Origin of the sequence: Rhizobium sp. NRK18, from assembly GCF_024385575.1 — a bacterium.
Taxonomy (GTDB): Bacteria; Pseudomonadota; Alphaproteobacteria; order Rhizobiales; family Rhizobiaceae; genus JANFMV01.
Genome location: NZ_JANFMV010000001.1, coordinates 3839337 through 3864367, shown reverse-complemented (window position 1 = coordinate 3864367; position 25031 = coordinate 3839337). Strand labels below are relative to the sequence as shown.

Genomic DNA, 25031 nt, shown 5'->3' with positions numbered 1-25031 from the left:
GCATCAGACCCCGTCGTTCAAATAAATGCACGCTGCGCCACAGCCGGCTCCCGCCGGCAGGCGCTTCATTCTTCGTTACGGTTTTTGCCGCCTTTCGTCATGTTCGGGCCACCATCGCGATAACGAGTGAGCATGTTTGCGCGCTTCACTACACCTTCTCCTGCCTGCCCTGCAAGCGCGCAAGCATGGATAAACGCGTTCTGACCCATCAGCCGGTCCATTTCCTCCGTCGAGAGGAGCAGGAAGGCCGGAATTTCGCTCTCGGTCTCCATTCCGAGATGCCAGGCCTTGCGAGCCTGGTCGAGTTTTCTGACCCCGTCGGCGGCCGCATCCGCCGAGTGGAACACGGCGATCGCCTGTCCGCTGCGGATCGCCACATCCACCTTCGAGGCGCCGGTGACGAACTGGCCCGCCTTGCGCGCCATGTTCATCATGCCGGCGAGCTGTTCGACCAGCAGGCGGTCGACCTCCGCGCCAAGCGCAGGATCGACATTCGACTTCGTCTTCAGCGCCCGCGAGAACAGGCCCTTGGCGACGGCCTTATCGACCAGCGCCCGTTCGGCCTTCACCCAGCAGCCGCGGCCGGGAAGCTTGCGCTTCAGGTCCGGCACGACGCTTCCGTCCGGTGCCGCCACGAAGCGGATCAGCTCGTCGGCCGACCCGCTTTCGCGCGTGACGATGCACATGCGTCCGTTGACGGCGCCGTCAAGCTCGTCGCTGTCCTTGTCGGACAACGTCTCGGGCGCCGTGTCCGGCATCATGCTTCCTCGCCGCTCTCTTCGCCTTCGGCTCCGTCCTCGGCTTCGACTTCCTCGGTGGCGAGATCCTCTTCGGTGATCCAGCCGGCGGCGAGGCGGGCCTGCACGACCATGTTCTCGGCTTCGACACGCGAAATGTCGAGATCGGAGAACAGGCCTGCGAACTTCTTCGTCTCGCCGTCCTTGCGCTCGCTCCAGCCGACGAGATCGTCAGCGGCGCAGCCGGCAAAGTCCTCGATCGTCTTGATGCCGTCTTCGCCGAGCTTGACCATCATGGCGGTGGTCATGCCGTCGATCTGGCGCAGTTCGTCGGAAACGCCGAGTTCCTGGCGCTTGGCGTCGAGTTCGGCTTCCTGGCGTTCCAGGAATTCGCGGGCGCGGGTCTGGATTTCCTGTGCCGTGTCCTCGTCGAAACCGTCGATGGAGGCGATTTCGTCGAGTTCGACATAGGCCAGTTCCTCGATGGCGGCGAAGCCTTCCGAGGCCAGAACCTGGCCGACCATCTCGTCGACGTCGAGCGCGTCCATGAAGAGGGCGGTGCGTTCGTTGAATTCCTTCTGGCGACGCTCCGACTCTTCCTGCTCGGTCATGATGTCGATGTCCCAGCCGGTCAGCTGAGAGGCGAGGCGGACGTTCTGGCCGCGGCGGCCGATGGCCAGCGACAGCTGTTCGTCCGGAACAACCACTTCGATGCGCTCGGCATCCTCGTCGAGCACGACCTTGGCGACTTCCGCCGGCTGCAGCGCGTTGACGATGAAGGAGGCGGGCTCCGGCGACCACGGAATGATGTCGATCTTTTCGCCCTGCAGTTCGCCGACGACGGCCTGAACGCGCGAACCGCGCATACCGACGCAGGCACCGACCGGATCGATCGACGAATCGTTGGAGATGACGGCGATCTTGGCGCGCGAACCCGGATCACGGGCAACCGACTTGATCTGGATGATGCCGTCGTAGATTTCCGGCACTTCCATGGTGAAGAGCTTGACCATGAACTGCGGATGCGTGCGCGACAGGAAGATCTGCGGGCCGCGCTGTTCGCGGCGCACGTCGTAGACGTAGGCGCGGATGCGGTCGCCGTAGCGGACGTTTTCGCGCGGGATCATCTCGTCGCGACGGATGATGCCTTCGCCGCGGCCGAGGTCGACGATGACGTTGCCGTATTCGACGCGCTTGACCGTGCCGTTGACGATCTCGCCGACGCGATCCTTGAATTCCTCGAACTGGCGGTCACGCTCGGCTTCGCGCACCTTCTGCACGATGACCTGCTTGGCCGACTGGGCGGCGATGCGGCCGAAATCCATCGGCGGCAGCGGATCGGCGATGAAGTCGCCGAGAACGGCGTCCGGGTTACGGTCGCGGGCAAGTTCCAGCGAAATCTGCGTGGAATAATCCTCGACCTGATCGACAACTTCGAGAAGGCGCTGCAGGTGGATTTCGCCGGTCTTCGGATTGATGTCGGCCCTGATGTTCGACTCCGAGCCGTAGCGGGAGCGGGCGGCCTTCTGGATCGCATCGGCCATCGCCGCAAGCACGATCTCGCGGTCGATCACCTTTTCGCGGGCAACGGCATCTGCGATCTGCAGAAGCTCCAGCCGGTTCGCACTGACTGCCATTTTCTCTTCTCCGTCTTGCTGCCGGCGCTTCCCCAAGCTCGTCCGGCGTTGAATTCAATGGGTTACTGTTCGTCTTCGACCGGTTCGTCGTTCTGATTGGCGGCCTGCTGCTTGGCCAGCTTGTCGGCACGCAACGCATCGCGGATCAACTCGTCCGTCAGGATAAGCTTGGCCTCGGAAAGCGCCGAAAACGGGATCGTCACCCGCGGCTCCTCGCCATAGGCGATCTGGTCGCGCTCGAGAACGAAGCCTTCGTCGCCGCACTCGGCGATCTTGCCGCGGAAACGCTTGCGTCCGTCGACGACGATCGATGTCTCGCACTTGACCAGGTGGCCCTGCCAGCGGGCAAAATCCGACTTGCGAACCATTGGCCGGTCGATGCCGGGCGACGACACTTCCAGATGATACTGCTTGTCGATCGGATCTTCCACATCGAGAACGGGCGAAACGGCCATGGAGACCTCTTCGCAGTCCTCGACCGTCATCGTGCCGTCGAGCCGCTCGGCCATGATCTGCAAGGTCAGGCCATTCTGGCTGTTCAAACGCACGCGCACCAGCTGGAAGCCGATGTCGGCCAGTACGGGTTCGATGATGTCGGCAATGCGCGCATCGAGTCCCGTTTCGACGATCAGACGCGGTTCAGCAGCATTTTCGGTCATCGGTGTTTCCGTCAAGCAATGCCCTCCCGGGAGCATGTCGTTGCAGGTCAGCCTGATCGGGGTAACAAAAAAGAGCGGGTCCTTGGCGGGCCCACTCTTCATCAAACGATCAAGAATTTGCGCCGTATATACGCTGCCTCACCCGTGAATGCAAGGGCAGCGCGCCAGACCGACAAATCCGCATCTTCACGCGCCGGTTTCACGGTCGGTCCGAAAGTGAACACTTTCTCACGTAATCTGCCTATCCAAGATAGCCGATTGCGGCCGACTTGTCTTATATCAGGAATCACACCTCAAAACCCCGCCACCGGAACAGCATCGTGCAGGACAGGAAATCGTCATTGGCGCCGTTGAGGAACCCCGTCTTCCTCACCATCTGGCTCGCCAGCATCACTTCCAATTTCGGCGCTCTGATCCAGGATGTCGGCGCCGCCTGGATGATGACCTCGATTTCATCGTCGAAGGACATGGTGGCGCTGGTGCAGGCCTCCAACACGCTGCCGATCATGCTGTTCTCGCTGATCGCCGGCGCCATCGCCGACGGGTTCAACCGCCGCCGCGTGCTGCTGTTCGCCCAGTCCTTCCTGCTCTTCGTCTCCGCGCTGCTGGCGCTGTTCACCTATGGTGGCTTCATGACGCCGTGGCTGCTTCTGACCTTTACCTTCCTGATCGGCTGCGGCACGGCGTTGAACAGCCCCTCCTGGCAGGCTTCCGTCGGCGACATCGTCAGCCGCGACGACCTGCCGTCGGCCGTTTCGCTCAACAGCGTGGCGTTCAACATCACCCGCAGCGTCGGCCCGGCGATCGGCGGCATCATCGTGGCGATCGCCGGCGCGGCGATGGCCTTCGCTGTCAATGCCGTCTCCTACCTGGCGATGATCTACGCCCTCATTCGCTGGAAGCCGGTCTATCCGGAAAACCGCCTGCCGCGCGAAACGCTCGGCCACGCGATCGCCGCCGGCCTGCGCTACGTCTCGATGTCGCCGAAGCTGATGACGGTGATGTTCCGCGGCTTCTATTTCGGCTTTGCCGCCATGTCGATCCTGGCGCTGCTGCCGATCGTGGTGCGCGAGAACATCGAGGGCGGCCCGCTCGTCTATGGCGGCCTGCTCGGCGCCTTCGGGCTTGGCGCCATTGCCGGGGCGATTTCCAACAACGCCATCCGCGCGGTGCTGTCGAGCGAGGTGATCGTCCGCTGTTCGTTCGCCGGCTTTTCGCTGGCCGCCGCCATCGTCTCGGTCTCCAGCCACGCCTGGCAGGCCTTCCCGGCGCTCATGATCGCCGGCGCCGGCTGGGTGCTGTCGCTGTCACTCTTCAACACGGTCGTGCAGCTTTCGACGCCGCGCTGGGTGGTCGGGCGGGCGCTGTCGCTCTACCAGACCGCGACCTTCGGCGGTATGGCGCTCGGCTCGTGGATCTGGGGTCTGCTCGCCGAAAGCCACGGCGTCAGCATCGCGCTGGTCGTCTCCGCGGTCATGCTGGCGCTCGGCATCGCCATCGGCTTCCGCCTGCCGATGCCGGCCTTCGAGACCCTCGACCTCGATCCGCTCAACCGCTTCGCCGAACCGCATCTGCAGCTCGACATCAAGCCGAGGAGCGGCCCGATCGTCATCCAGATCGACTACGAGATCGACGAGAACGACCTCGAGGATTTCCTGGCGCTGATGGTCGAACGGCGGCGCATCCGCATCCGCGACGGGGCACAGAACTGGGCGCTGATGCGCGATCTCGAAAACCCGGATCTATGGACCGAGACCTATCACACGCCGACATGGGTGGAATATGTCCGCCACAACACCCGCCGCACCAAGGCCGACGCCGAATCCAGCGACCGCCTCAACGCCCTCCACAAGGGCCTGACCCGCCCGCGCGTCCACCGCATGATCGAACGCCAGGCGATCCCGCCGGCTGATGATGTGTTTCATCAGCATCATCATCATTGAGCCGTTAAGTGCTGCTTGCAGGGGCGACCAAGCCGCGAGGTCAACACACGATCATGTCGAGATAGCCCTGCGTGGCCAAAGTCTGAAATACGGTGTCCCTTGAGATGATTGGCAGCTTTCTGACGCGCGCCGTGGCGATCAGATAGCAGTCACCCGGATCCTTATGCCCCGTTTCTGAGACGACGTTGGCGGCTTCAATCGCGATCCGCTGCTTTATGGGAATGATCTTCGCACCCGTCTCCGCCAATGCTCGGGAAAACCACTTCGACGACGAGATTGCGCCGAAATTCGGCGGATCCTTGTGAACAGGCTTTCGGGAGGCGATCGTCAGTTCCCAGGCCGTTATCGGCGACACGTAAAGCGACCCGCTGGCCTGGCTTTCGGCAATTTCGATCAGCGCTTCCGCCGTTAGTGAATGGGCGGATGTAACCAGCCAGTAGAGCGCGTGAGTGTCGAGCAACGCCCCCGTCAAGGGTTTCAACCTTGCGAAGGCAGTTTTCGTTGTTTGGAGATGGAACTGCCTCGAACCTGCTTGGCGATTGGCTTGGTAAGATCAATGCCCTTCTGCAGTGGCAGCGGGGATGCTTTCATCGCGTCTGCTCCCCGCACTTCAAGGAAACGGCCGGTCCGCGAATCACGGACCACCAACTTACCGGTCGGTTCCTTCAAGAGTTCAGCCTTCGTCATTACCCATATATAGCGTGCATTTGCTGCATTTGCGAGCAATTCATGACGCTGGAGGCTCAACATCGTCCTACCGCACCTTCCCCTTCAACCTTTCCTCCGGAAAGCACGTCGCCGCCATGCCGTTCTTTTGCTGCCATGCGCCGAGCGATCGGCGGGTCTTGTAGCCGGGGAGGCCGTCGGCGCCGCCGACGTCGTAGCCCTGCTTTTCCAGCGCGCGCTGCATGGCGGCGACGTCGGAGCGCAGCATATGGCCGATATCGCCCCAGGGGGCGCGGAACGGACCGGAATTATAGGCGATCCGGTCGGCGAGATTGCCGATGAACAGGGCGTAGAGGTCGGAGTTGTTGTACTCCTTGATGACGTAGAAGTTCGGCGTGACGATGAAGGCCGGGCCGTCGCGGCCGGCCGGCACCAGCATCATGCCCGGCTTCGATGTCTCGCCCGCCGGAAAATCCTTGCCGGTGATCCGTGTGATGCCGGTGGCCGCCCACTGGCCGATCGGCTTTGCCAGATCAGGGCCTTCCTGCGCGCAGGAGACCTTGGCCGGAATGGTGACTTCGTACCCCCAGTCGCGGCCGCGCTGCCAGCCCTTCTTCGATAGATAGTTGGCGATGGATGCCAGCGTATCGGGAACCGAGGTCCAGATATTGCGCTTGCCGTCGCCGTCGAAATCGACGGCATATTGCAGATAGCTGGTCGGCATGAACTGCGGCTGGCCCAGCGCTCCGGCCCAGGAGCCTTTCAGCCCGTCGACCGTGCTGTCGCCGCCGCCGATGATGTGCAGCGCCGAAATGAGCTCGCCTTCGAACATGTCCTTTCGGGTCGACATGAAGGCCTTGGTGGCCAGCACGTCGATCGCCCGGTGCGGTATGCTGGCGCGGCCGTATCCGGTTTCGCGGCCCCAGACGGCGAGCACAATCCGTCCCGGCACGCCGTAGACCTGTTCGATCTTTTTGAGCGTCGCGGCGTGGCTGCGCATCATCGCCTGGCCGCCGGCCGCCAGCGCCTGCAGGCGCTTTTCGGAAAAATACGGGCCGGGGGAGGAAAATTCCGCCTGGCTCTGTTCGCGCTTCTTCGGTGGTTTGGTGCCGGGCGGCACGAGGTCCGGCAGGCTCCAGATCAGCTCGACATCGGAAAAGGCGCTGTCGAAGGTCTTGCGTGTAATCCCGGCCTTCTCCGCCCTCGGCCAGAGATCGGTCTTCAGCCAGCTGCGGAACTCGGCGGTGACGGCATTCTTGTCGAGCGCGGCGGCGGGTGTGGCGACGAGGAGGGTAAGGAGGAGGGCGGCGAGGAGCTTTGCGGTGCGAACACCCCCCTCTGCCCTGCCGGGCATCTCCCCCACAAGGGGGGAGATCGAAAACCGCGAGGGCTTTCCTGCCGTCAGCCAATCTCCCCCCTTGTGGGGGAGATGTCCCGAAGGGACAGAGGGGGGTAATCTGCGCTTGGAAAGAGCAAAAAGGCTCCTCAAAGATTGCACGATGACGATCCTCCTTTGGCGATGTGTTTCTATATGGCGGTTCTGGCCCTCAAGGCCGCCGTCAGCGTGCCCTCGTCGAGATAGTCGAGCTCGCCGCCGACCGGCACGCCATGGGCAAGCCGGGTGATCTTCACGTCGAGATCGGCGAGTTGGTCGGTGATGTAGTGCGCGGTCGTCTGGCCTTCGACGGTCGCGTTGACGGCGATGATCAGTTCCTTCACGCCGCCCTCGGCGACACGGTTGATCAGCCCGCGGATGTTGAGGTCGTCCGGCCCGACGCCGTCGAGCGGCGACAGTGTGCCGCCGAGCACGTGATAGGCGGCATTCATGGCGCCGGCGCGCTCCAGCGCCCAGAGGTCGGAGACGTCCTCGACGACGATGATGACCGCCTGGTCGCGGCTGATGTCCGTGCAGACGGTGCAGGGGTCGATCGTATCGACATTGCCGCACCGCGAACAGATCTTCACATTGCGGTGTGCGTCCGCCATGGCGTCGGCCAGGGGGCCGAGCAGCTGGTCCTTCTTCTTGACGAGATGCAGCGCCGCGCGGCGCGCCGAACGGGGCCCGAGCCCCGGCACCTTCGCCAGAAGCTGGATCAGTTTTTCGATTTCGGGACCGGTGACTCGCTTTGCCATGGCAGCGCTTTTAGCGCATGTTGGCGCCATTAGAAACGCTTGCGGCATGGGAGCCGGAAAATAGAGATGAAAATTCTGGCAGTCTGCATCGGCGAAGCGCGAACGCTCCCCGGCAAGAGCTACAAGACCGGCATCTTCAAGCGTCCGGTGGACGTTCCGGTCTTCGTCGACAGCGAAGGCATCGTCGGTGACGCGATCTGCAACCGCAAGCATCACGGCGGCGTCGACCAGGCGATCTATGTCGAGGGATCGGTCACGCTCGACTGGTGGAGCCGCGAACTCGGCCGTCCGATCGAGCCTGGAACGTTTGGCGAAAACCTGGTGGTCGAGGGGCTGGACAATACCACGGTGTCGGTTGGCGACCGCTTCCTCGTCGGCGATGCGGTGCTGGAAGTCACCTCGGCGCGCATACCCTGCGCCACGTTTGCCGCGCGCATGGAGGATCCGATGTTCGTCAAACGCTATACCAAGGCGGGGCGGCCGGGCATCTACTGTCGCGTCATTACCGGCGGCGTGATCAGCCCCGGTGAGGCGGTCGCCTATCAGCCATTTTCCGGAGAGAAGGTCCTGATGCCGGAAATGATGGCGACCTACGGAAAGCCTCTCGATGCCGCCGACCGGCGGCGGTTCCTCGCTGCGCCGATCCACCACAAGCTGAAGGCCAAGCTCGAGGCGGCGTGATCGGCCCTGCGTCAGAACGTCGCCACGCTGGAAAAGCCACAATTGTCTGCCGAAATCATTTTCGCGGAAACGGAACAATGCCGGCGGGCCGGGTGTTTCCTCTCCGAGATCCGGCGGCCGGCCATCGGCTGCGGCTCAACGCAATTTCAGCATGAAGGAGTTTTCCCATGTCCTCATTCACCAAGTCTTCCTTTGCCAAGCTCTCCGCCGTTGCCCTGGCGTCCGCAACGCTCGTTCCGCTGGCAGCAACGCAGGCTAGCGCCGCCATGGTCAAGACGGGCCTCCTGACCTGCGACATGAGCCCGGGCATCAGCGCCGTCATCGGTTCGCGCCGCAGCCTCGACTGCATCTTCGAGCCGACCCACAACGGCCCGGTCGAGCACTACCAGGGTCAGATCACCAAGGTCGGCATCGATCTCGGCTACATCAAGAGCGGCAAGTTCGCCTGGGCTGTGTTCGCACCGTCCAGCATCGATGAAGGCGCGCTTCAGGGCAATTACGGCGGTCTCGGTGGCAATGTGACGGTCGGCTTCGGCGGCGGTGTCGAAGGACTGGTCGGCGGTTTCGACGGCTCGATCGCCCTGCAGCCGCTCTCCATTGAAAGCACGCTCGGCGCAAATCTGGCCGCCAACCTCACGGCTCTGAACCTGACCTACACGCCGGCAGCGGCTCCGGTCTACAAGCCGTAATCTGCATTTTCCCTATTGAAGGGATGAAAGGCCGGGTGCCATGCGCCCGGCCTTTTTCACGTCAGCGCATGGCGATCGCCACGGCGGCGCCCGCCATCGTGCCGGCGCTGGCGCGGTTGGCGATGCGGACCGCCCGAGCGCTTTTCAAAAGGCGACGCGCCTTGTTGGCGAGCATCGCCCATGTGAGGTCGATGACGATCAGGACCGCGAACATGGTGGCGACCAGTTCGGCCCAGCCGGTTACGCCGACGGCATGCATGTCGATGATCGCCGGCAGCAGCGCCATGTAGAAGAGCATGATCTTCGGATTGCCGAGCGTCACGGTCATGCCGGCAAAGAACAGCTTGGCCAGCGAATGCGCCTCGGGCAGCGTCTCGCCATCGGTGTCCGCCGGCGCACGCCACATCTTGAAAGCCAGATAGAGCAGATAGCAGACGCCGATCCACTTGATGGCGACAAAGGCGTAGTGGAATGTTTCGGCGATGGCCGCGAGGCCTGCAACGGCGAGCGTCAGCCAGATCGCCTCTCCGATCCACATCGCCACGAGAAAGGGCAGGACATCGCGCGTGCCTTTCGAAAGCACGCGCGCAACCAGTGCGGCGACGCTGGGGCCGGGAGAGCCGGCGGCGACGAACAGCGCGCCGGCAAAGAGAAGCAGACTGGAGATAGTCATCCCGAAACCTCCCCCGGATGAACCGCCTTTCCTCAGAAAGGCATCTTGAAGCCTGGCGGTATCGGCAGGCCGGCGGTCATTTCCTTGGTCTTTTCGGCCATGGCCGCATCGGCCTTGCCCTTGGCGTCATTATGCGCGGCGACGATCAGGTCTTCAAGGATTTCCGCCTCGTCTTCCTTCAGAAGCGAAGGGTCGATCTTGACGCCGACGAGCGTGCCCTTGCCGGTCAGCCTGACGGTGACGAGCCCGCCGCCCGAGGTGCCTTCGACTTCCATGGCGGCGATTTCGGCCTGCATGGCCTCCATCTTCGCCTGCATTTCCTTCACCTTGCCCATCATGCCCATGATGTCGCGCATAGACTGTCTCCTTGGAATATCGGTCGTGTCGTCTCAGAAATCGATGTCGTCGCCGGGAAGGATGTCGCCTTCGTCCGACTCGGCCGTTGCCGGCGGCGCCGCCTCCTCGTCGTCCTCCGCCTGATCGGCGCGGATCCTGACGTCGGTGATCTTCGCGCCGGGAAACTGGGCGAGGATGGCCGCCACGTCCGGGTCCTGCCGGGCGTCGGTGAGCCGCGTTTCCTTTTCCTTCGCCTCGACTTCGGCAAGCGTCGGGCCGCCCTGCTGGTCGCGGCTGACGATCACCATCCAGTGGACGCCGGTCCATTCCTTCAGATTGGCGGCGAGGTCGTTGACGATGGATTTCGGCGCGTCGTTGCCGAGGCTGATCTCCAGCCGGCCCGGTTCGATGCGCACGGGGCGCACGTAGATCCTCAGAAGCGCCCGCAGCCGGATGTCGCCGTGGCGCGAGCAGAGATCGGCGATGTCGGAGAGCGAATTGACCGGCACCTGCGGCGCAGGCTTTTCGGCCGGTGCCGCCTCGACGGCAGCCTGCATCGCGGCGGCGATTTCGGGAGTGGTCTCCGGCTTCGGCACGGAGCGTAGCATCGCCGTTGGCGCGCCGGAGGGTGCGGCGTTCGGCATCGCCTGCGTGGCGCGGACCGTGGACGAGGTATAGCTCGCCGTCGCGCCACCATTGCCGCCACGCGGCGCCCCGCCGCCATTGCCGCCATTGCCGGCCGGCTGTCCGTTTCCGGCCAGATCCGCAAGCCGCCGGGCGGCCTCTTCGGGTGAGGGAAGGTGCGCGGCGTGCGCCAGGCGGATCAGCACCATTTCGGCAGCGCCGGCAGGGCGTGACGAGCTTTCCGTTTCCGGAATGCCCTTCAGCAGCATCTGCCACATGCGCGACAGCGTGGTCACGGCGATGCTGGAGGCGAACTCGGCGCCGCGGGTGCGTTCGACTTCGCTCAGCGACGGGTCGTTGGCCGCTTCCGGCACGTATTTGAGCTTGGTGACCAGATGGGTGAAATCGGCAAGGTCGGTCAGGACGATGGGCGGATTGGCGCCCGATTCGTACTGGCTCTGGAATTCGTTGAGGGCGGCTGCCGCTTCGCCGGCGACGATATGGCCGAAGAGATCGACGATGCGGCCGCGGTCGGCAAGCCCCAGCATCGCGCGCACCTGGGCGGCATCGATGCGGCCGCCGCCATGCGCAATCGCTTGGTCCATCAGCGACAGGCCGTCGCGCGCCGAGCCTTCCGCCGCACGTGCGATCATGGCGAGCGCTTCCGCATCGGCCTCGATGCCTTCCTTGCCGGCAATCGTCGAGAACAGGTGCACGAGGTCAGCGGCCGAGATGCGGCGCAGGTCGAAGCGCTGGCAGCGCGACAGGACCGTGATCGGCACTTTCCGGATTTCCGTCGTCGCGAAGATGAACTTCACATGCTCCGGCGGCTCCTCGAGCGTCTTCAACAGGCCGTTGAAGGCCTGCGTCGAGAGCATGTGCACTTCATCGATGATGTAGACCTTGTAACGCGCCGAAACCGGGCGGTAGCGCACCTGCTCGATGATCTCGCGGATGTCGTCGATGCCGGTATGCGAGGCGGCGTCCATCTCGATCACGTCTACATGGCGGCCTTCCATGATCGCCTGGCAGTGTTCGCCGGGGATCGCAAGGTCGATGGTGGGCTTGTCGACGGTCGGGCTCTTGTAGTTGAGCGCACGAGCAAGAATGCGGGCGGTGGTCGTCTTGCCGACCCCGCGCACGCCGGTCAGCATGTAGGCCTGTGCGATCCGGCCCGTCTCGAAGGCGTTGGTCAATGTCTTGACCATCGGCTCCTGGCCGACCATCAGGTCCGTGAAATCCTTGGGGCGGTATTTGCGGGCCAGCACCCGGTAGCCGCCCTGGGGCGGATCGGTGGCCTTGTCTGTGGGTCCGCTCGTGCTCATCGCCCTCGCCAGCTTGGATGCCTGGTTTTCTGGCCCGGCATGGCGGATCATCGATCCGCTCGCTCACGAAACCGGCCGGTAACTTTAGAGGTGGGAGGCTGGCACGGCGACCCGTGCCGGGCTCGTTAGGGCTGCTTCCTTCCGGACCTGACCCGGTTGGCGAGTGGCTCGTCCACCACCAACCTCCCGTCCGCACATATCGGGGATATCCCGCCCAATTGCAAGCCGGGTCGGCAAAAAACTCGCCCGACCGGTGGGCAGTGCATTTTGCGTACATTGGCAAGGCAATACGCACCGATCATGCCATTCCAATTGTCCCGCCGATGATCTACTCTTCTTGCAAAAGCAGACAATCGGAGAGAAACGAGTGGGGAAATTCGAACTCGACAGCCGCCTTGAGCGCGACAGCATCCTCGTTGGCAATCTGGGCCTGTGCCAGTTGCGACTGATGACGGATGCCCGCTGGCCGTGGTTCGTGCTCATTCCGCAGCGCGCCGATGTTTCGGAAGTCTTCGAGCTGACGCCGCTCGACCAGACGATGCTGACATTCGAGACCAATCAGGTCGCGTCCGCGCTGAAGGCGGTCACCGGCGCGGAAAAAATCAATGTCGGGGCGCTTGGCAATATCGTCCGCCAGCTCCATGTGCATGTTCTCGCGCGGTTCGAGGGCGACGCCAACTGGCCGGGCCCGGTCTGGGGCTTCGGCAAGGCGGAGGCCTATGACGACGACGAACGCAACGCTTTGATCAAGAAGATACTGGACGCCATTTCATCATGACATCAGCCCTGTTCGACCTTCATGCTCCCCATATCGAACCGAGCAGCATGACGGCCTTTGCCGGCAACGGTCTCGAGAGACGGTCGGAAAACCGGGATGAAAACTGCGTCGAGGAGGCGCTGTCGAAGCAAGGGTCGCATATCCTCGCCTTTTCCGGGCGCAACCTTGTGCTGAAGCACGACCGGCAGGTTCTCGATCCGCTGTTTGCGCCCTACGAGCTTGCGGAGCTGAAGCCAGAATTCGACGATGCGATCCTGCTCGGATACTACAAGAACGGCGAGCCGAGGCTGGCCGTTCCGGTCAGGGCGCCTGCCGAGGACATCGAGAAGCACTACAAGATCGCCGACGGCCGCACGCTTTATCGCGACCAGTTGATTTCGGAGGAGCTCCTCGGAGAATTCGCGCAAGGGGCGGCGCTGATCGCCTGGAACTTCGACAACCGCTTCTGCGGACGTTGCGGCAAGCCGATGGAAATGAAGATCGGCGGCTACAAGCGGGTCTGCAGCGGCTGTGAGCACATGATCTTTCCGCGCACCGATCCGGTGGTGATCATGCTTGTGGTCGACGAGGAGCGCGACCTGTGTCTCCTCGGCCGCGGCGCCCATTTTGCGCCGGGCATGTATTCGTGCCTGGCGGGCTTCGTCGAGCCGGGGGAAACGATCGAGAATGCCGTTCGCCGTGAGACGCGCGAGGAATCGGCGATCAAGGTCGGCCGCGTCCGCTACCACGCCTCGCAGCCCTGGCCGATGCCGCATACGATGATGATCGGCTGCTTCGGCGAGGCGCTGTCGCGCGACATCAAGCGTGACGAGGCCGAGCTGGAGGATTGCCGCTGGTTCACCCGGCAGGAAATGGCCGACATGCTCGACAACAGCGGCGCAAACGGCTCCTCGCCGCCGCCGAAGGGTGCGATTGCCCACCGGCTGATGCGCGACTGGCTGGAATGGGGCGCCTGAGACGGGCGCCCGGCCCTCCTGAGGCCGGGTACATTGCCGAGGGATTGTGCGGCTAGAACTTGCCGCGCATCGGATGCGCCTTGTAGACGCCGAGAATGCGCACCTTCTCAGAGAAGAAATTCAGTTCTTCAAGCGCCCGCTGCACCGGCGCATCGCTCGGATGGCCTTCGATATCGGCATAGAACTGCGTCGCAAAGAACTTGCCGCCTAGCTGGTAGCTCTCAAGCTTCGTCATGTTGATGCCGTTGGTGGCAAAGCCACCCATCGCCTTGTAGAGCGCGGCGGGAATGTTGCGCACGTTGAAGATGAAAGTGGTGATGTAGAGTTGATCGTCACTGGCACGCTGGGGAATGCTCTCCTTCGGTGCCAGCACGACGAAGCGGGTGACGTTGCTTTCCGTGTCCTCGACGTTCTCGGCCAGGATTTCCAGGCCGTAGAGTTCGGCCGCCAGTCTGGGCGCCAGCGCCGCCATGGTGCGGTCGCCCTTCTCGGAAATGAACTTGGCGGCGCCCGCAGTGTCGCCGGCAACCGTCGGCTTCCAGCCGTTTGCGCGGATGATCTTGCGGCACTGGCCAAGCGCATGGATGTGGCTGTGGACGGTGAGGATCTCGTTCTTCGTCACGCCCGGAAGCGCCATCAGCTGGAAGCGGATCGGCATGAAATATTCGCCGACGATGTGCAGGCGTGATTCCGGCAGCAGGTGATGGATATCGGCGACGCGGCCGGCGATCGTGTTTTCGATCGGGATCATCGCGATATCCGCCTCGCCGGTTTCAACCGCGTTGAAGGCATCCTCGAACGTCTGGCACGGCAGCGGATCCATGTCCGGAAACATGTCGCGGCAGGCCATGTCGGAATTGGCGCCATAATCGCCCTGGAAGGCGATGCGGTTGGTCTTCTGGGTCATCATCTGTCCGTTCTGTCTTCTTCGAGAATTAAGCGGTTCGTGCCGAAAGGATCCGGCGCGCCTTTTCGAGGTCGGCGGGCGTGTCCACGCCGAGCGGCACCGAATCGACGATTTCGACATCGATGCGCATGCCGGCTTCGAGCGCCCGCAGCTGCTCCAGCCGCTCGCGACGCTCCAGCGTCGAAGGCTTAAGGGAGACGAACCGCTCCAGCGCCGAGCGTCGATAGGCGTAGAGGCCGATGTGATGGTAGAGCGGCCCGTCGCCGGTCGGCGCCGTGGCGCGGGTGAAGTAGAGCGCGCGCAGCCGTGTCGGCGAGATCGGCGAGCCGATGACCTTGACGACGTTCGGATTGGTCTTTTCTTCCTCGTCGGTGATCTCGACGGTCAGCGTGCCGATGTCGACCGCCGGATCCTTCAGGAGGTCGATCGAGCGGCGGATCGGCTCGGGCTCGATCGTCGGCAGGTCGCCCTGGACATTGATGATGTAGTCGATGCGGCCGTCGGGATCGACGAGCTGCAGGGCTTCGTTGATCCGGTCCGAGCCGGACTGGTGGTCCTGGCTGGTCATCACCGCCTCGAAACCGGCCGCCTTGACCGCCTGCAGAACGTCCGCGTCGTCGACGGCGACCACCACGCGGCCGCAATCCGCTTCCTTCGCGCGATGCGCCACCTGCACGATCATCGGCAGCCCGCAAATGTCCGCAAGCGGCTTTCCGGGAAGCCGCGTCGACGCCATCCGTGCCGGGATCATGAAAAGTGTATTGTCAAAGTGGGGGTACTTCATTGTCGACTCTTCTAATCCGGGCTGAAAGATGGCAAATAGTCACCAACCGACAATCAATATCGTGTTGCATCCGAAATGCAAAAGACATAGGTTCCGCGCGATTTCAAGATGGTCCGGTCTTCATATCTGGCGGTTGCAGGGGAGCGTTTGCAGATGAATTCGAAGGTGAATATGGCCGTTGGGGCGTTGCTCGGCACGGTTTTCGTTCTAATGACGGTGTCGATCGCGTCGGAGGGGATTTTCCATTCCGAGGCACCGGAGAACGAAGGCTTCAAGATTGTCGCCGAGGAAACGTCGTCCGAAGGCGGCGCTGCGGAAGCAACCCCGGCAGCCAAGCCGATCGCCGTCCTGCTGGCCAGCGCCGACGCTGCCGCCGGCGAGAAGGTCTTCAAGAAGTGTCAGGCCTGTCATGACGGCACCAAGGGTGGTCCGAACAAGGTCGGACCGAACCTTTGGGGTGTCGTCGGTCGTCCGATCGCCTCGCATGAGGGCTTCAGCTATTCGGCTGCCATGAAGGATTTCTCCAAGGGCGGTTCCGAAGTCTGGGATTACGAGCACCTGAACCACTTCCTGCATGGTCCCAAGTCCTACATTTCCGGCACCGCCATGGGCTTTGCCGGCGTGAAGAAGGACGAGGAGCGTGCCGACCTGATCGCATACCTGCGCACGCTGTCCGACAATCCGCTGCCGTTGCCGACGCCTGAGGCCGCACCGGCCGCAGCCCCGGCCGGCGATGCCGCCGCTCCGGCTGGTGATGCCGCAGCGCCTGCCCCGGCCGCCGAAGCGCCGGCTCCGGCTGCAGATGCACCGGCTCCTGCCGCTGAAACCCCGGCTCCTGCCGCGGAAACGCCCGCACCGGCTACCGAGGCTCCGGCCACCGAGGCACCGGCTACGTCAAACTGATCCTAGGCAGTATCTGAATGAAATGGCCCGGAACGCTGCTTTCCGGGCCTTTTTTATTGCCAGTCCTGCAAGGAGATCGGCCGGTCGATATCGTAGACCGCCAGTCCGTCCAGCGCATCCGGCGGAATGCGCCAGTCTTCGGCCTTCAGCGCCTTTCGGCCGTCTTCGATGCCGGCTTCCCAATGCTGGTGCATCGAGACGCGCGAGAATTCGTAGTCCTTCGAATGGATGGCCCTGTTCTTGCTGCGGTGGATCAGGTGAATGAGGGTCACGCTGTAATCGGCGCTCATGCCGGACAGTTCGTCGCGCTCCTCGCCGTCCAGCGCATCCGCCGGCAGCTTTTCGAGAAGCGTGGCGATCGAACGGCGCAGCTTGTGACGCTCGAGAAAGGCGTCGGTGATCATGCGCGTGCGGCTGGAATAAGTAATGTCCTTGCGCCGCTCTTCCACCTCTTCCAGATTGCCGGGGATTTCGCCGTGCGAATTGAAGAGGTCCACCTGGAAGACGACGGTATCGACCGCCGCGCCGCGGATCAGCACCTGCTGCAGCGGGGTGTTGGAGACGAGGCCGCCATCCCAGTAATGCCGGCCGTCGATCTCGATCGAGGGAAAGCCCGGCGGCAGGGCGCCGCTGGCCATCACGTGCTCCGGTCCGAACCTCCAGGTACGGCCGGGCTCCTGATTGTCGAAATAGCGGAAATTGCCGGTTTCGACATCGACAGCGCCGACCGAAAGCCGGGTCTTGCCGGCATTGATGCGATCGAAATCGACGAAATGCAGCAATGTCTGTCTCAGCGGATGCGTATCGTAGAAGCTGGCCGCTTCGTCGCTGCCGTATTTCTGCAGCCACGGAACCGGAAAGCGGGGGGTGAAGAAGCCGGGCACGCCGAGCATGATCGACCAGAGGCTGCTGGCCTGCTTGAATTCCCGCCCGCTGGAAAAATGCTTCGGGAGGATCGAATCCATCGGGAATTCGACGCCGATCGTCTCCCAGAAGGCGGTGAGCTTGGCCACCCGGTCCTCCGGCTCGTTGCCGGCGATGATGGCGGCGTTGATCGCGCCAATCGAGATGCCCGCGACCCAGTCGGGTTCGATATGGGCTTCGGCAAGCGCCTGGTAGGCACCGGCCTGATAGGCGCCGAGCGCGCCGCCGCCCTGCAGGACGAGCACCTTCTGCTGGTAGGCAGCGGCCGGGCTGACGGTTCGGGTGCTGGACATGTTCACTTTGCTGCCCTCTCAGGGATCAGGAATGTTGCAGTGCATATAATACGCAATGTACCGCAGCCGGGCCGCGAGAGAACCACATGACGGAAATTTAATGATGGCCCTTAAGATGCGGGCGGTCAGCTCAGCAGATAGGCCCAGAACGAGACCGTCAGCACGCCGAATGCGGTTGTCAGGCTGATCGTCGAGGCGGCGACCGTATGGCCGGCCTTGAACTGGTTGGCGAACAGCCAGGCATTCACGCCGGTCGGCACCGAGGCCGTCAGCACGATTGCCGTCGTCCAGATCTGGCTGAGCCCGACGAGGGTCGCCATCGCATAGACGATCGTCGGCAGCACCATCAGCTTCAGGAGCGTCATGATCACGGTGATCATCCGGTTGCCGGAAATCTGGTAGCGCGTCAGCGCCATGCCGATGGCGATCAGTGCGGTCGGGCCGGCAATGCCGGCAAGCTCGTCGACGACCGTCTTGATCGGCCCGACGAGCGGGATGCCGGCAAAATGGACGATCACGCCGGCAATGATGCCGATGATCAGCGGATTGGTCAGCAGGTTGCGGCTGACCTGCTTGACGACGTCGAGAATGCTGCGGCCCGCCACGCCCTGTTCCAATGCCGCCGCGCGCTCGGTCAGGATCGTGCCCATCATCATCATGAAGGGCAGGTGGACGGCGAGCAGGATCGACATGGCAACCATGCCCGGCGGGCCGAGAAGACGGTCGATCAGCGGCAGACCGATGAAGACGGCATTCGAGAACACGGCGGAAATGCCGGAGATGACGCTTTCGCGCGGCGGTCTGCCGAAGATGCGGCGCGCGGCAAAGGTGGCCAGCGCCAGCGTGATGAGGACGCTGGAGAAGTAGGCGGCCCAGAGCCGGAACGGCGAAGCGCCGTGAAAATCCGCCACCGCGATCGTGCGGAACAGGATGAAGGGCACGGCGATCTTGAAGACGAAATCGCTGATCGCATCGCCGGTTTCGGCCTTCAGGAGGCCGGTGCGGGCGATCACCCATCCGATCAGGATGAGAATGAAGATCGGCAGGACGTTGGAAGCGATGACGAGCATGTCGGCGATTGTGTCGTGGGCAGGATGCCCTGCGTTTATCAGCCTGACTGACGTTTGACAAACGGGCCTGGCGGAAAACGGGCAACAAAAAAGCGGGGTTGAACCCCGCTTCCGCCCTCCTCAGGGAGGTTGCGGCACCGCTGCCAGTTCATCCGTGGTCAGCCGTCCCGCGTTTCAGCGCCGACCGTCTTCGGCCCACCGCTGTGTATTCATATAGGTATGAATTGTATCAGCACAATGACAGTCCGAAAGATTCGCGGTCGCCCGAAAAGTTGGCGATTTCCCTCGGTGGTCTTCCCAAGCCTGCAAAATCGGGTATTACCGGAGACCGCATCACATTAACCGGGAAGGGCTGATGAGCAGGTTCGACGTTTTGACGGTGGGCAACGCGATTGTCGACATTCTGGCACGCTGCGACGAGAAGTTTCTTGTCGACAACGGCATCATCAAGGGGGCGATGAACCTGATCGATGGCGATCGCGCCGAACTGCTCTATTCGCGCATGGGGCCGGCAGTCGAGGCCTCCGGGGGCAGCGCCGGCAACACGGCGGCGGGCGTCGCCAATTTCGGCGGACGCGCCGCCTATTTCGGCAAGGTTGCCGACGACCAGCTCGGCGAGATCTTCGCGCATGACATCCGTGCCCAGGGTGTTCATTACAGGACGCATGCCAAGGGCATCTCGCCGCCGACGGCACGCTGCATGATCTTCGTGACGCCGGACGGCGAACGCTCGCTCAACACCTATCTCGGCGCCTGCGTCGAGCTCGGCCCGGAGGACGTCGAGGCCGATGTCGTCGCCGATGCGCTGGTGACCTATTTCGAAGGCTATCTCTGGGATCCGCCGCGCGCCAAGGAAGCGATCGTCGAATGCTGCCGCATCGCCCACGAAGCGGGCCGCGAGACCTCGATGACCCTATCGGACAGCTTCTGCGTCGGCCGCTACCGGGCCGAGTTCCTCGAACTCATGCGCTCGGGCACCGTCGACATCGTCTTTGCAAACCGGGACGAGGCGCTGTCGCTCTACGAGACGACGGATTTCGATCTGGCGCTCGACAGCATCGCGAAGGACTGCAAGCTTGCCGCGGTGACGATGAGCGAAGACGGCGTGGTGATCGTGCGCGGTGACGAACGCATCCGCATTCCGGCAACCCCGATCGCCCAGCTGGTCGACACGACCGGGGCGGGCGACCTGTTCGCGGCGGGCTTCCTGTTCGGTTACACGAAGGGGCTGGATCTCGAGACCTGCGGCAAGCTCGGCTGCCTGGCGGCGGGCGTCGTCATCCAGCAGATCGGCCCGCGGCCGATGTCGTCACTTGAGGATCTTGCCGCAAAGGCAGGGCTTATTTGAAGGCTTCGCCGGGATAGGCGCCCCAGATTTCGGCCTGCGCCACCCAGCCTTCCAGATCCTTGGCGGTGACTTCGCACCAGTCGCCGTTGCATTCCTTGACCGTCAGCACGACACCGGGTTCCATCTTGGCGATGACCCGTGCGGTCTTTTCCGGTTCGTTGCGCATGGTGATGTAGATGTCGTTGCCCTTGCCGCGCATCCAAGGCGCGGTGATGGCGGTGCGCTCGCCCGAAAGAAGCGAGCGGTTCACCCAGCCTTCGACACCATCGGCATCGCGAATGCGCCGCCAGTTGTCATATTCCTGGATGATCTCCACCGGCAGGCCGTGACGGGTATAGAGCCATTCGACCGCGTAGTCCGTGCTCGGTCCGACGCGCATGTTCACCCGCGTCGCCTTGAGGCTGGCAAAGCGCGGCAACGGCAGCCCGCTGGCGCCCTTGGCCGCCTGGGCATAGGAGCCGTGCGCGCTCGCGCTCAGGTGCAGAAAACCTGCCAGGAAGGAGAAGACGATTTTGGTCAGTACGCCGCGCATTGCACGTTTCCGGTGTCGTTGCCTGGGTGATCGATCGCTTAACGCTGCTTCCATCCTGCCCGCGAATGCGCCAGACATCTGTTGGTCTTCGCTGACGGGTCTGGTAGAAACGATTGAAGCGGATCAAAGTATCACCCGTCTTGGTTAACGAGCTCTGAACAGGCACAGCATCATCGATGATGAACAAGAAGAAGCCGAAGGTTTACATCACCAGGAAACTCCCGGATGCCGTGGAAACCCGCATGCGGGAGCTGTTTGACGCGGAGCTGAATATCGACGATCGGCCGCGCACGCAGCCGGAGCTGGTATCGGCGATGAAGACCGTCGACGTGCTGGTGCCGACCGTGACGGATCGAATCGATGCGGCGCTGATCGAGCAGGCGGGGCCGCAACTGAAGCTCATAGCAAGCTATTCGAACGGCTACGACCATATCGACGTCGATGCCGCAGCCCGCAAGGGCATCACGGTGACCAACACGCCGAACGTGTTGAGCGAAGACACCGCCGACATGACCATGGCGCTCATTCTCGCCGTGTCGCGACGCCTACCCGAGGGCGCGCAGATCCTGACGGAGGAGGGCGCGGAATGGGCGGGATGGTCGCCGACCTGGATGCTCGGCCACCGGATCTGGGGCAAGCGCATCGGCATTGTCGGCATGGGACGGATCGGCACGGCCGTGGCGCGGCGCGCCAAGGCTTTCGGTCTGGCGATCCATTACCACAATCGCAACCGGGTCAGCCCGGCGACGGAAGAGGAGCTGGAGGCGACCTATTGGGACAGCCTCGACCAGATGCTTGCCCGGGTCGACATCGTCTCGGTCAATTGCCCGTCGACGCCTGCGACGTTTCACCTTCTCTCGGCCCGCCGTCTCGAACTGATGCGGCCGGAAAGCTACATCGTCAATACGGCGCGCGGCGACGTCATCGACGAAGCGGCGCTGATCAAGCTCCTGAGGGCCGGCAAGATCGCCGGCGCGGGCCTCGACGTGTTCGAAAACGAACCGGCGGCCAATCCAAAGCTCGTGGCGCTCGCCCGTGACGGCAAGGTCGTGCTGCTTCCGCATATGGGTTCGGCGACGATCGAGGGCCGCATCGACATGGGCGACAAGGTGATCATCAACATCCGCGCCTATTTCGACGGTCATAGGCCGCCGAACCGCGTCCTGCCCGGCCGCAGCTGAGCCGACGCCGTTCAGGCCACCGGCCGCTGCATCTCGATCGACGTGGTGCGATCGAAGCCGGCGTGACGGTTCTCGGCCGTCTTCACGAACCCCCAGGCGGCGAATGTCGCGTGGTTTTCAACAAGTTCGATCCGCGTCTCCAGCCTGAGCTTCGGCAGGCTGAGCTGACGCGCGATGTCTTCCGCGGTCGCCAGCAGGAGCCTGCCGAGACCCTTGCCCTGTGCCTCGGGCGAAACCGCCAGCTTGCCGACATAGAGGAAATCCGGCGGCTCCGGCCGGAAAAAGGCGCAGGCGAGCAGCGCATCGCTTTCCGTTACGACGAAGCCGATCTCGTCACGCGCCTTCTGGGCCAGTAAATCCGGCGTCAGCCTGTGGGCCGAGGAGGGCGGGTCGATCCGCCCCTCCATATAGGCGAACGACGTCATGACCAGCGCCAGCAGCGCGTCCCAGCGCGTGAAGCTGTCGTCCAGCCGGGAGAGTTCAGGCATGCTTGCGGGCGTCCGTCTTGGCGCGGCGGTACTTGATCGTGTCGAACCGCGATGTCAGCGAGTCGTAGAGCAGCAGACGGCCGACCAGAGGCTCGCCGGCTCCGGTCAGAAGCTTGATCACCTCCATGGCCATCAACGTGCCGATGACGCCGGTCAGCGCGCCGACGACGCCGGCCTCGGCGCAGGAGGGCACCATGCCCGGTGGCGGCGGCGCCGGAAAGAGGTCGCGATAGGACGGCAGCAGCTCGCCGTCGGCCCCACGCTCATAGGGTTTCAGCACCGTGAGCGAACCGTCGAAACGGCCGACCGCGCCGCTGACCAGCGGCACCTTTGCCTGTTCCGCCCGGTCGGCGGCGAGATAGCGGGTGTCGAAATTGTCCGAGCCGTCGACGACGAGCCTGAAGCCGGAGATCTGCCGGTCGGCATTGTCGGGGCTGAAGCGCTCCTCGAAGCGGATCACCTTCACATGCGGGTTCAGCCGGGCGATGGCGTCGGCCGCACTCTGCGTCTTCATCTCGCCGAGCATGTCGGTCGAATGGATGACCTGGCGCTGCAGGTTGGAGAGCGACACACGGTCGTCGTCGGCAATGCCGATGGTGCCAACACCCGCTGCCGCGAGATACTGCAGCACCGGCGCGCCGAGCCCGCCGGCGCCGATCACCAGCACACGCGCGTTCTTCAGCTTCTGCTGGCCCGGCCCGCCGATTTCCGGCAACAGGATGTGCCGTCCGTAGCGGGTGATCTCGTCGGGGGAGAGGGGGTCGGTCATGGGTCGGGCGTCCTTTTGGGGATCTGCATGGCAACACCATATAGTATCAAAGACCGGCGGAGTGAATTGCGTTACTTCGCACCGTCCTAAAGACCCCTCCCCAACCCCTCCCCACGAGGGGGAGGGGCTCGCCCCTGCGTCAGCCGTAGTCATCAATAACGATGTTGCAGTTCTTGGGTGCCAGGCCTGCCACGGGTCCTCTCCCCCCTTGTGGGGGAGATGGCCGGCAGGCCAGAGGGGGAATTTTCTACTGCGCCTTCATTCCGAAACGGCGCCGTTGGCAACCGTAAAGAACTGGGCGCGGTCGGCAAGGGCGGAAAACATCGCCCGGTCTGTGCCGGTCATGAAGGCCTGGCCGCCGAGATTGTCGATGAGGTCGAAGAGCGCGGCGCGCCGGCCCTCGTCCAGATGGGCGGCGATCTCGTCCAGAAGCAGGATCGGCGCGAACCCGGTCATGTTGGCGGCGAGCCGGGCATGCGCCAGGATCAGGCCGACCAGCAGCGCCTTCTGTTCGCCGGTCGAGCAGCGCTCCGCCTCCATGTCCTTCTCGCGGTGACGGACCAGAAGATCGGCGCGGTGTGGGCCTTCCAGTGTACGGCCGGCGGCCTGGTCGCGGTAGCGACCGCGGGCCAGCATGTCGGCATAGTCGTCTTCCAGATCGATGGCCGGACGATGGTACTCGCCGTCGAAGAATCCCGACAGCATCAAGGTTGCCGAAGGAAACGGCGAGCCGCCCGCCGTCTCCTCGATCAGCTTTGCCAGCAGTCCCAGCATTTCGTGGCGGGCGAGCATCATGGCGATGCCGAGGCTCGCCATCTGTTGCTCGATGCCGGAAAGCCACGACGGGTCCACACGACCGTCGGAGAGAAGCTTGTTGCGGCTGCGCATGGCGCGCTCGAAATCGCTCGCCCGCCGTCCATGGGCGGGATCGATGGAGAGCACCAGCCGGTCGAGAAAGCGACGGCGGTCGCCGGCGGCCCCGGTGAACAGCCCGTCCATCGCCGGTGTCAGCCACAGGAGGCGCACATGGTCGAGCAGCTCGTCCATGGATTTTGCCTGCGTGCCGTTGATGCGCAGTTGCCGCGAGGCAATGTCCTCGCCGCCGGTCATGCCCGTGCCGACCTTCACCTCGCCCTCCATGCCGTCGACATCGGCGAAGATGGTGAAGCCGCCCGAGCCATGGGCGCGCGGCAGGTCGCCATAGGCGGCGCGGCGCAGGCCGCGGCCGGGCGAGAGGAACGAGACGGCTTCCATCAGGTTGGTCTTGCCGGCGCCGTTCTCGCCGGTCAGCACCACATGCCGCCCGTCGAACGCAACCGAGGCTTCGGCATAGTTGCGGAAGTCGGTGAGCTTCAGACGGGTGATGGCAATCTTTTCCGGCATCGAAGCCAGCTACGATGAATCGGCCTTTGAGTGCAAGGCGGGATGACATCTTGTGGTCGCCGCGATGCGTCAGTATGAAGGCCGGCATCAGGAGACGAGGCCATGTCCGACGAAAACCGCATCATCACGCTCGAGGAAACCGTCGCCCATCAGGCGAAGGTGATCGAGGAGCTTTCGGATGAGATTGCCGAGCAATGGAAGGTGGTCGAGCAGGTGCGCGCCAAGCTCGACCGGCTGACCGAGCGCTTCCTCAGCCTCGAGGAACAGTCGCTCGACGCGCCGCCGATCACCAAGCCGCCGCATTATTGATGCTCGCCTCTTCTCCCCCTGGGGAGAAGGTGGCGCGAAGCGCCGGATGAGGGGTTGTCGGACGGGGCAGGAGGGAACCCCTCATCGCCTCACATGCGTTCGGCACTTCTCCCCAAGGGGAGAAGGGGAGGTAAATTGAGCCGCCGAGCCGGAATGAATCGGCTTGCGGGCGAGCACGATTCTCCAGATTGAAAGCCGCTGGAATTTTCGCTATCTCTATGTGCGTGACCGCGCGGCGATGGCGTCGCTGCACTTTTGCGGATCACGATCATCTCCATGATGATGCTTGTCCTGTACGCCCGG

At 63.5% G+C, this 25031-nt stretch carries 27 protein-coding genes and 1 other RNA gene; 9 read left to right on the top strand and 19 right to left on the bottom strand.

Translation table 11 applies throughout. The features are described 5' to 3' along the window. Positions 1 to 65: 65 nt before the first annotated feature. From NN662_RS18345 to rimP, 3 genes are all read right to left on the bottom strand, one after another. Complete coding sequence (locus NN662_RS18345; RefSeq protein WP_410010951.1) at positions 66 to 761, bottom strand: RNA-binding protein; 696 nt, start codon at positions 759 to 761, stop codon at positions 66 to 68. Further along, positions 758 to 2374: a transcription termination factor NusA gene (gene nusA / locus NN662_RS18340; protein ID WP_261931649.1), complete on the bottom strand. Its 1617-nt coding sequence runs from the start codon at positions 2372 to 2374 to the stop codon at positions 758 to 760. Before nusA ends, NN662_RS18345 begins: the two co-directional genes overlap by 4 nt. A gap of 62 nt (positions 2375 to 2436) precedes the next feature. After that, on the bottom strand, positions 2437 to 3033 hold the full coding sequence (gene rimP / locus NN662_RS18335; protein WP_261931648.1) for a ribosome maturation factor RimP: 597 nt from the start codon (positions 3031 to 3033) through the stop codon (positions 2437 to 2439). Between the two features lie 317 nt (positions 3034 to 3350). On the opposite strand from rimP, the gene NN662_RS18330 reads away from it, so the two are divergent. Further along, the gene (locus NN662_RS18330; RefSeq protein WP_410010987.1) at positions 3351 to 4976 is read left to right on the top strand and encodes an MFS transporter; all 1626 of its coding nucleotides are present in this window, start codon (positions 3351 to 3353) and stop codon (positions 4974 to 4976) included. 40 nt (positions 4977 to 5016) lie between these two features. Here the strand turns inward: NN662_RS18330 and NN662_RS18325 are convergent, their stop codons facing one another. The 4 genes from NN662_RS18325 to recR form a co-directional block, all read right to left on the bottom strand. Then, positions 5017 to 5448, bottom strand: a complete 432-nt coding sequence (locus NN662_RS18325; RefSeq protein WP_261931646.1) for a type II toxin-antitoxin system VapC family toxin — start codon at positions 5446 to 5448, stop codon at positions 5017 to 5019. Between the two features lie 5 nt (positions 5449 to 5453). Beyond that, on the bottom strand, positions 5454 to 5726 hold the full coding sequence (locus NN662_RS18320; protein WP_261931645.1) for a hypothetical protein: 273 nt from the start codon (positions 5724 to 5726) through the stop codon (positions 5454 to 5456). Between the two features lie 4 nt (positions 5727 to 5730). Then, positions 5731 to 6996, bottom strand: a complete 1266-nt coding sequence (locus tag NN662_RS18315; RefSeq protein ID WP_261931644.1) for a lytic murein transglycosylase — start codon at positions 6994 to 6996, stop codon at positions 5731 to 5733. A 173-nt stretch (positions 6997 to 7169) separates the two neighbouring features. Continuing rightward, positions 7170 to 7775: a recombination mediator RecR gene (recR, locus tag NN662_RS18310; RefSeq protein WP_261931643.1), complete on the bottom strand. Its 606-nt coding sequence runs from the start codon at positions 7773 to 7775 to the stop codon at positions 7170 to 7172. 66 nt (positions 7776 to 7841) lie between these two features. Between recR and NN662_RS18305 the strand changes: the two genes are divergently transcribed. Continuing rightward, entirely contained in the window at positions 7842 to 8456 is a 615-nt protein-coding gene (locus NN662_RS18305; protein ID WP_261931642.1) for an MOSC domain-containing protein, read from the top strand. A 167-nt stretch (positions 8457 to 8623) separates the two neighbouring features. Further along, entirely contained in the window at positions 8624 to 9145 is a 522-nt protein-coding gene (locus tag NN662_RS18300) for a DUF992 domain-containing protein (RefSeq protein WP_261931641.1), read from the top strand. Positions 9146 to 9206: 61 nt separating this feature from the next. On the opposite strand, the gene NN662_RS18295 is transcribed toward NN662_RS18300, so the two are convergent. From NN662_RS18295 to ffs, 4 genes are all read right to left on the bottom strand, one after another. Beyond that, positions 9207 to 9818 carry a LysE family translocator gene (locus NN662_RS18295; RefSeq protein ID WP_261931640.1) on the bottom strand — a complete coding sequence of 204 codons (612 nt, stop codon included), beginning with the start codon at positions 9816 to 9818 and terminating at the stop codon, positions 9207 to 9209. Positions 9819 to 9850: 32 nt separating this feature from the next. Next, on the bottom strand, positions 9851 to 10174 hold the full coding sequence (locus NN662_RS18290) for a YbaB/EbfC family nucleoid-associated protein (RefSeq protein ID WP_261931639.1): 324 nt from the start codon (positions 10172 to 10174) through the stop codon (positions 9851 to 9853). A 33-nt stretch (positions 10175 to 10207) separates the two neighbouring features. Continuing rightward, entirely contained in the window at positions 10208 to 12103 is a 1896-nt protein-coding gene (locus NN662_RS18285) for a DNA polymerase III subunit gamma/tau (protein WP_261931638.1), read from the bottom strand. Between the two features lie 90 nt (positions 12104 to 12193). After that, positions 12194 to 12290: signal recognition particle sRNA small type (gene ffs / locus NN662_RS18280), an RNA gene on the bottom strand. A gap of 180 nt (positions 12291 to 12470) precedes the next feature. Between ffs and NN662_RS18275 the strand changes: the two genes are divergently transcribed. Both NN662_RS18275 and nudC read left to right on the top strand, forming a co-directional pair. Then, positions 12471 to 12881, top strand: a complete 411-nt coding sequence (locus tag NN662_RS18275; RefSeq protein ID WP_261931637.1) for an HIT domain-containing protein — start codon at positions 12471 to 12473, stop codon at positions 12879 to 12881. Then, positions 12878 to 13837 carry an NAD(+) diphosphatase gene (gene nudC, locus NN662_RS18270; protein ID WP_261931636.1) on the top strand — a complete coding sequence of 320 codons (960 nt, stop codon included), beginning with the start codon at positions 12878 to 12880 and terminating at the stop codon, positions 13835 to 13837. Before NN662_RS18275 ends, nudC begins: the two co-directional genes overlap by 4 nt. 52 nt (positions 13838 to 13889) lie before the next feature. Here the strand turns inward: nudC and NN662_RS18265 are convergent, their stop codons facing one another. Both NN662_RS18265 and NN662_RS18260 read right to left on the bottom strand, forming a co-directional pair. Next, positions 13890 to 14744 carry a prephenate dehydratase gene (locus tag NN662_RS18265; protein ID WP_261932026.1) on the bottom strand — a complete coding sequence of 285 codons (855 nt, stop codon included), beginning with the start codon at positions 14742 to 14744 and terminating at the stop codon, positions 13890 to 13892. A 28-nt stretch (positions 14745 to 14772) separates the two neighbouring features. Continuing rightward, entirely contained in the window at positions 14773 to 15528 is a 756-nt protein-coding gene (locus NN662_RS18260) for a 3-deoxy-manno-octulosonate cytidylyltransferase (protein WP_261931635.1), read from the bottom strand. A 153-nt stretch (positions 15529 to 15681) separates the two neighbouring features. On the opposite strand from NN662_RS18260, the gene NN662_RS18255 reads away from it, so the two are divergent. Further along, positions 15682 to 16431: a c-type cytochrome gene (locus NN662_RS18255; RefSeq protein ID WP_261931634.1), complete on the top strand. Its 750-nt coding sequence runs from the start codon at positions 15682 to 15684 to the stop codon at positions 16429 to 16431. A 53-nt stretch (positions 16432 to 16484) separates the two neighbouring features. Here NN662_RS18255 and NN662_RS18250 read toward each other — a convergent pair whose 3' ends face one another. Together NN662_RS18250 and NN662_RS18245 are read right to left on the bottom strand one after the other, a co-directional pair. Then, a complete protein-coding gene (locus NN662_RS18250; protein ID WP_410010950.1) occupies positions 16485 to 17654 on the bottom strand; it encodes a patatin-like phospholipase family protein in 1170 nt (389 codons plus the stop codon). Between the two features lie 119 nt (positions 17655 to 17773). After that, on the bottom strand, positions 17774 to 18718 hold the full coding sequence (locus NN662_RS18245; protein ID WP_261931632.1) for an AEC family transporter: 945 nt from the start codon (positions 18716 to 18718) through the stop codon (positions 17774 to 17776). Positions 18719 to 19073: 355 nt separating this feature from the next. Here NN662_RS18245 and NN662_RS18240 point away from each other — a divergent pair, with 355 nt between their 5' ends. Continuing rightward, the gene (locus NN662_RS18240; protein WP_261931631.1) at positions 19074 to 20066 is read left to right on the top strand and encodes an adenosine kinase; all 993 of its coding nucleotides are present in this window, start codon (positions 19074 to 19076) and stop codon (positions 20064 to 20066) included. On the opposite strand, the gene NN662_RS18235 is transcribed toward NN662_RS18240, so the two are convergent. Further along, entirely contained in the window at positions 20059 to 20598 is a 540-nt protein-coding gene (locus tag NN662_RS18235) for an SH3 domain-containing protein (RefSeq protein WP_261931630.1), read from the bottom strand. The genes NN662_RS18240 and NN662_RS18235 overlap by 8 nt on opposite strands. Before the next feature lie 176 nt (positions 20599 to 20774). Between NN662_RS18235 and NN662_RS18230 the strand changes: the two genes are divergently transcribed. Continuing rightward, a complete protein-coding gene (locus tag NN662_RS18230; protein WP_261931629.1) occupies positions 20775 to 21779 on the top strand; it encodes a 2-hydroxyacid dehydrogenase in 1005 nt (334 codons plus the stop codon). A gap of 11 nt (positions 21780 to 21790) precedes the next feature. Here NN662_RS18230 and NN662_RS18225 read toward each other — a convergent pair whose 3' ends face one another. The 3 genes from NN662_RS18225 to recF all read right to left on the bottom strand — a co-directional run bounded on the left by NN662_RS18225 (position 21791) and on the right by recF (position 24419). Then, positions 21791 to 22267: a GNAT family N-acetyltransferase gene (locus NN662_RS18225; protein ID WP_261931628.1), complete on the bottom strand. Its 477-nt coding sequence runs from the start codon at positions 22265 to 22267 to the stop codon at positions 21791 to 21793. Beyond that, positions 22260 to 23036: a molybdopterin-synthase adenylyltransferase MoeB gene (locus tag NN662_RS18220; RefSeq protein WP_261931627.1), complete on the bottom strand. Its 777-nt coding sequence runs from the start codon at positions 23034 to 23036 to the stop codon at positions 22260 to 22262. The genes NN662_RS18225 and NN662_RS18220 overlap by 8 nt, the downstream gene beginning before the upstream one ends. Before the next feature lie 258 nt (positions 23037 to 23294). Then, a complete protein-coding gene (gene recF / locus NN662_RS18215; protein WP_261931626.1) occupies positions 23295 to 24419 on the bottom strand; it encodes a DNA replication/repair protein RecF in 1125 nt (374 codons plus the stop codon). Positions 24420 to 24521: 102 nt separating this feature from the next. Between recF and NN662_RS18210 the strand changes: the two genes are divergently transcribed. Further along, on the top strand, positions 24522 to 24728 hold the full coding sequence (locus tag NN662_RS18210) for a SlyX family protein (protein ID WP_261931625.1): 207 nt from the start codon (positions 24522 to 24524) through the stop codon (positions 24726 to 24728). Positions 24729 to 25031 lie beyond the last annotated feature (303 nt).

Bases quoted from the DNA above. Each gene is read 5' to 3' on its own strand.
- NN662_RS18260 (WP_261931635.1), bottom strand. From the start codon at position 15,528: ATGAAGTACCCCCACTTTGACAATACACTTTTCATGATCCCGGCACGG.
- rimP (WP_261931648.1), bottom strand. From the start codon at position 3,033: ATGACCGAAAATGCTGCTGAACCGCGTCTGATCGTCGAAACGGGACTC.
- NN662_RS18245 (WP_261931632.1), bottom strand. From the start codon at position 18,718: ATGCTCGTCATCGCTTCCAACGTCCTGCCGATCTTCATTCTCATCCTG.
- nusA (WP_261931649.1), bottom strand. From the start codon at position 2,374: ATGGCAGTCAGTGCGAACCGGCTGGAGCTTCTGCAGATCGCAGATGCC.
- NN662_RS18235 (WP_261931630.1), bottom strand. From the start codon at position 20,598: ATGCGCGGCGTACTGACCAAAATCGTCTTCTCCTTCCTGGCAGGTTTT.
- NN662_RS18230 (WP_261931629.1), top strand. From the start codon at position 20,775: ATGATGAACAAGAAGAAGCCGAAGGTTTACATCACCAGGAAACTCCCG.
- recR (WP_261931643.1), bottom strand. From the start codon at position 7,775: ATGGCAAAGCGAGTCACCGGTCCCGAAATCGAAAAACTGATCCAGCTT.
- NN662_RS18240 (WP_261931631.1), top strand. From the start codon at position 19,074: ATGAGCAGGTTCGACGTTTTGACGGTGGGCAACGCGATTGTCGACATT.
- NN662_RS18255 (WP_261931634.1), top strand. From the start codon at position 15,682: ATGAATTCGAAGGTGAATATGGCCGTTGGGGCGTTGCTCGGCACGGTT.
- NN662_RS18225 (WP_261931628.1), bottom strand. From the start codon at position 22,267: ATGCCTGAACTCTCCCGGCTGGACGACAGCTTCACGCGCTGGGACGCG.
- NN662_RS18285 (WP_261931638.1), bottom strand. From the start codon at position 12,103: ATGAGCACGAGCGGACCCACAGACAAGGCCACCGATCCGCCCCAGGGC.
- NN662_RS18320 (WP_261931645.1), bottom strand. From the start codon at position 5,726: ATGTTGAGCCTCCAGCGTCATGAATTGCTCGCAAATGCAGCAAATGCA.
- NN662_RS18265 (WP_261932026.1), bottom strand. From the start codon at position 14,744: ATGACCCAGAAGACCAACCGCATCGCCTTCCAGGGCGATTATGGCGCC.
- nudC (WP_261931636.1), top strand. From the start codon at position 12,878: ATGACATCAGCCCTGTTCGACCTTCATGCTCCCCATATCGAACCGAGC.
- NN662_RS18300 (WP_261931641.1), top strand. From the start codon at position 8,624: ATGTCCTCATTCACCAAGTCTTCCTTTGCCAAGCTCTCCGCCGTTGCC.
- NN662_RS18345 (WP_410010951.1), bottom strand. From the start codon at position 761: ATGATGCCGGACACGGCGCCCGAGACGTTGTCCGACAAGGACAGCGAC.
- NN662_RS18290 (WP_261931639.1), bottom strand. From the start codon at position 10,174: ATGCGCGACATCATGGGCATGATGGGCAAGGTGAAGGAAATGCAGGCG.
- recF (WP_261931626.1), bottom strand. From the start codon at position 24,419: ATGCCGGAAAAGATTGCCATCACCCGTCTGAAGCTCACCGACTTCCGC.
- NN662_RS18295 (WP_261931640.1), bottom strand. From the start codon at position 9,818: ATGACTATCTCCAGTCTGCTTCTCTTTGCCGGCGCGCTGTTCGTCGCC.
- NN662_RS18220 (WP_261931627.1), bottom strand. From the start codon at position 23,036: ATGACCGACCCCCTCTCCCCCGACGAGATCACCCGCTACGGACGGCAC.
- NN662_RS18315 (WP_261931644.1), bottom strand. From the start codon at position 6,996: ATGCCCGGCAGGGCAGAGGGGGGTGTTCGCACCGCAAAGCTCCTCGCC.
- NN662_RS18305 (WP_261931642.1), top strand. From the start codon at position 7,842: ATGAAAATTCTGGCAGTCTGCATCGGCGAAGCGCGAACGCTCCCCGGC.
- NN662_RS18210 (WP_261931625.1), top strand. From the start codon at position 24,522: ATGTCCGACGAAAACCGCATCATCACGCTCGAGGAAACCGTCGCCCAT.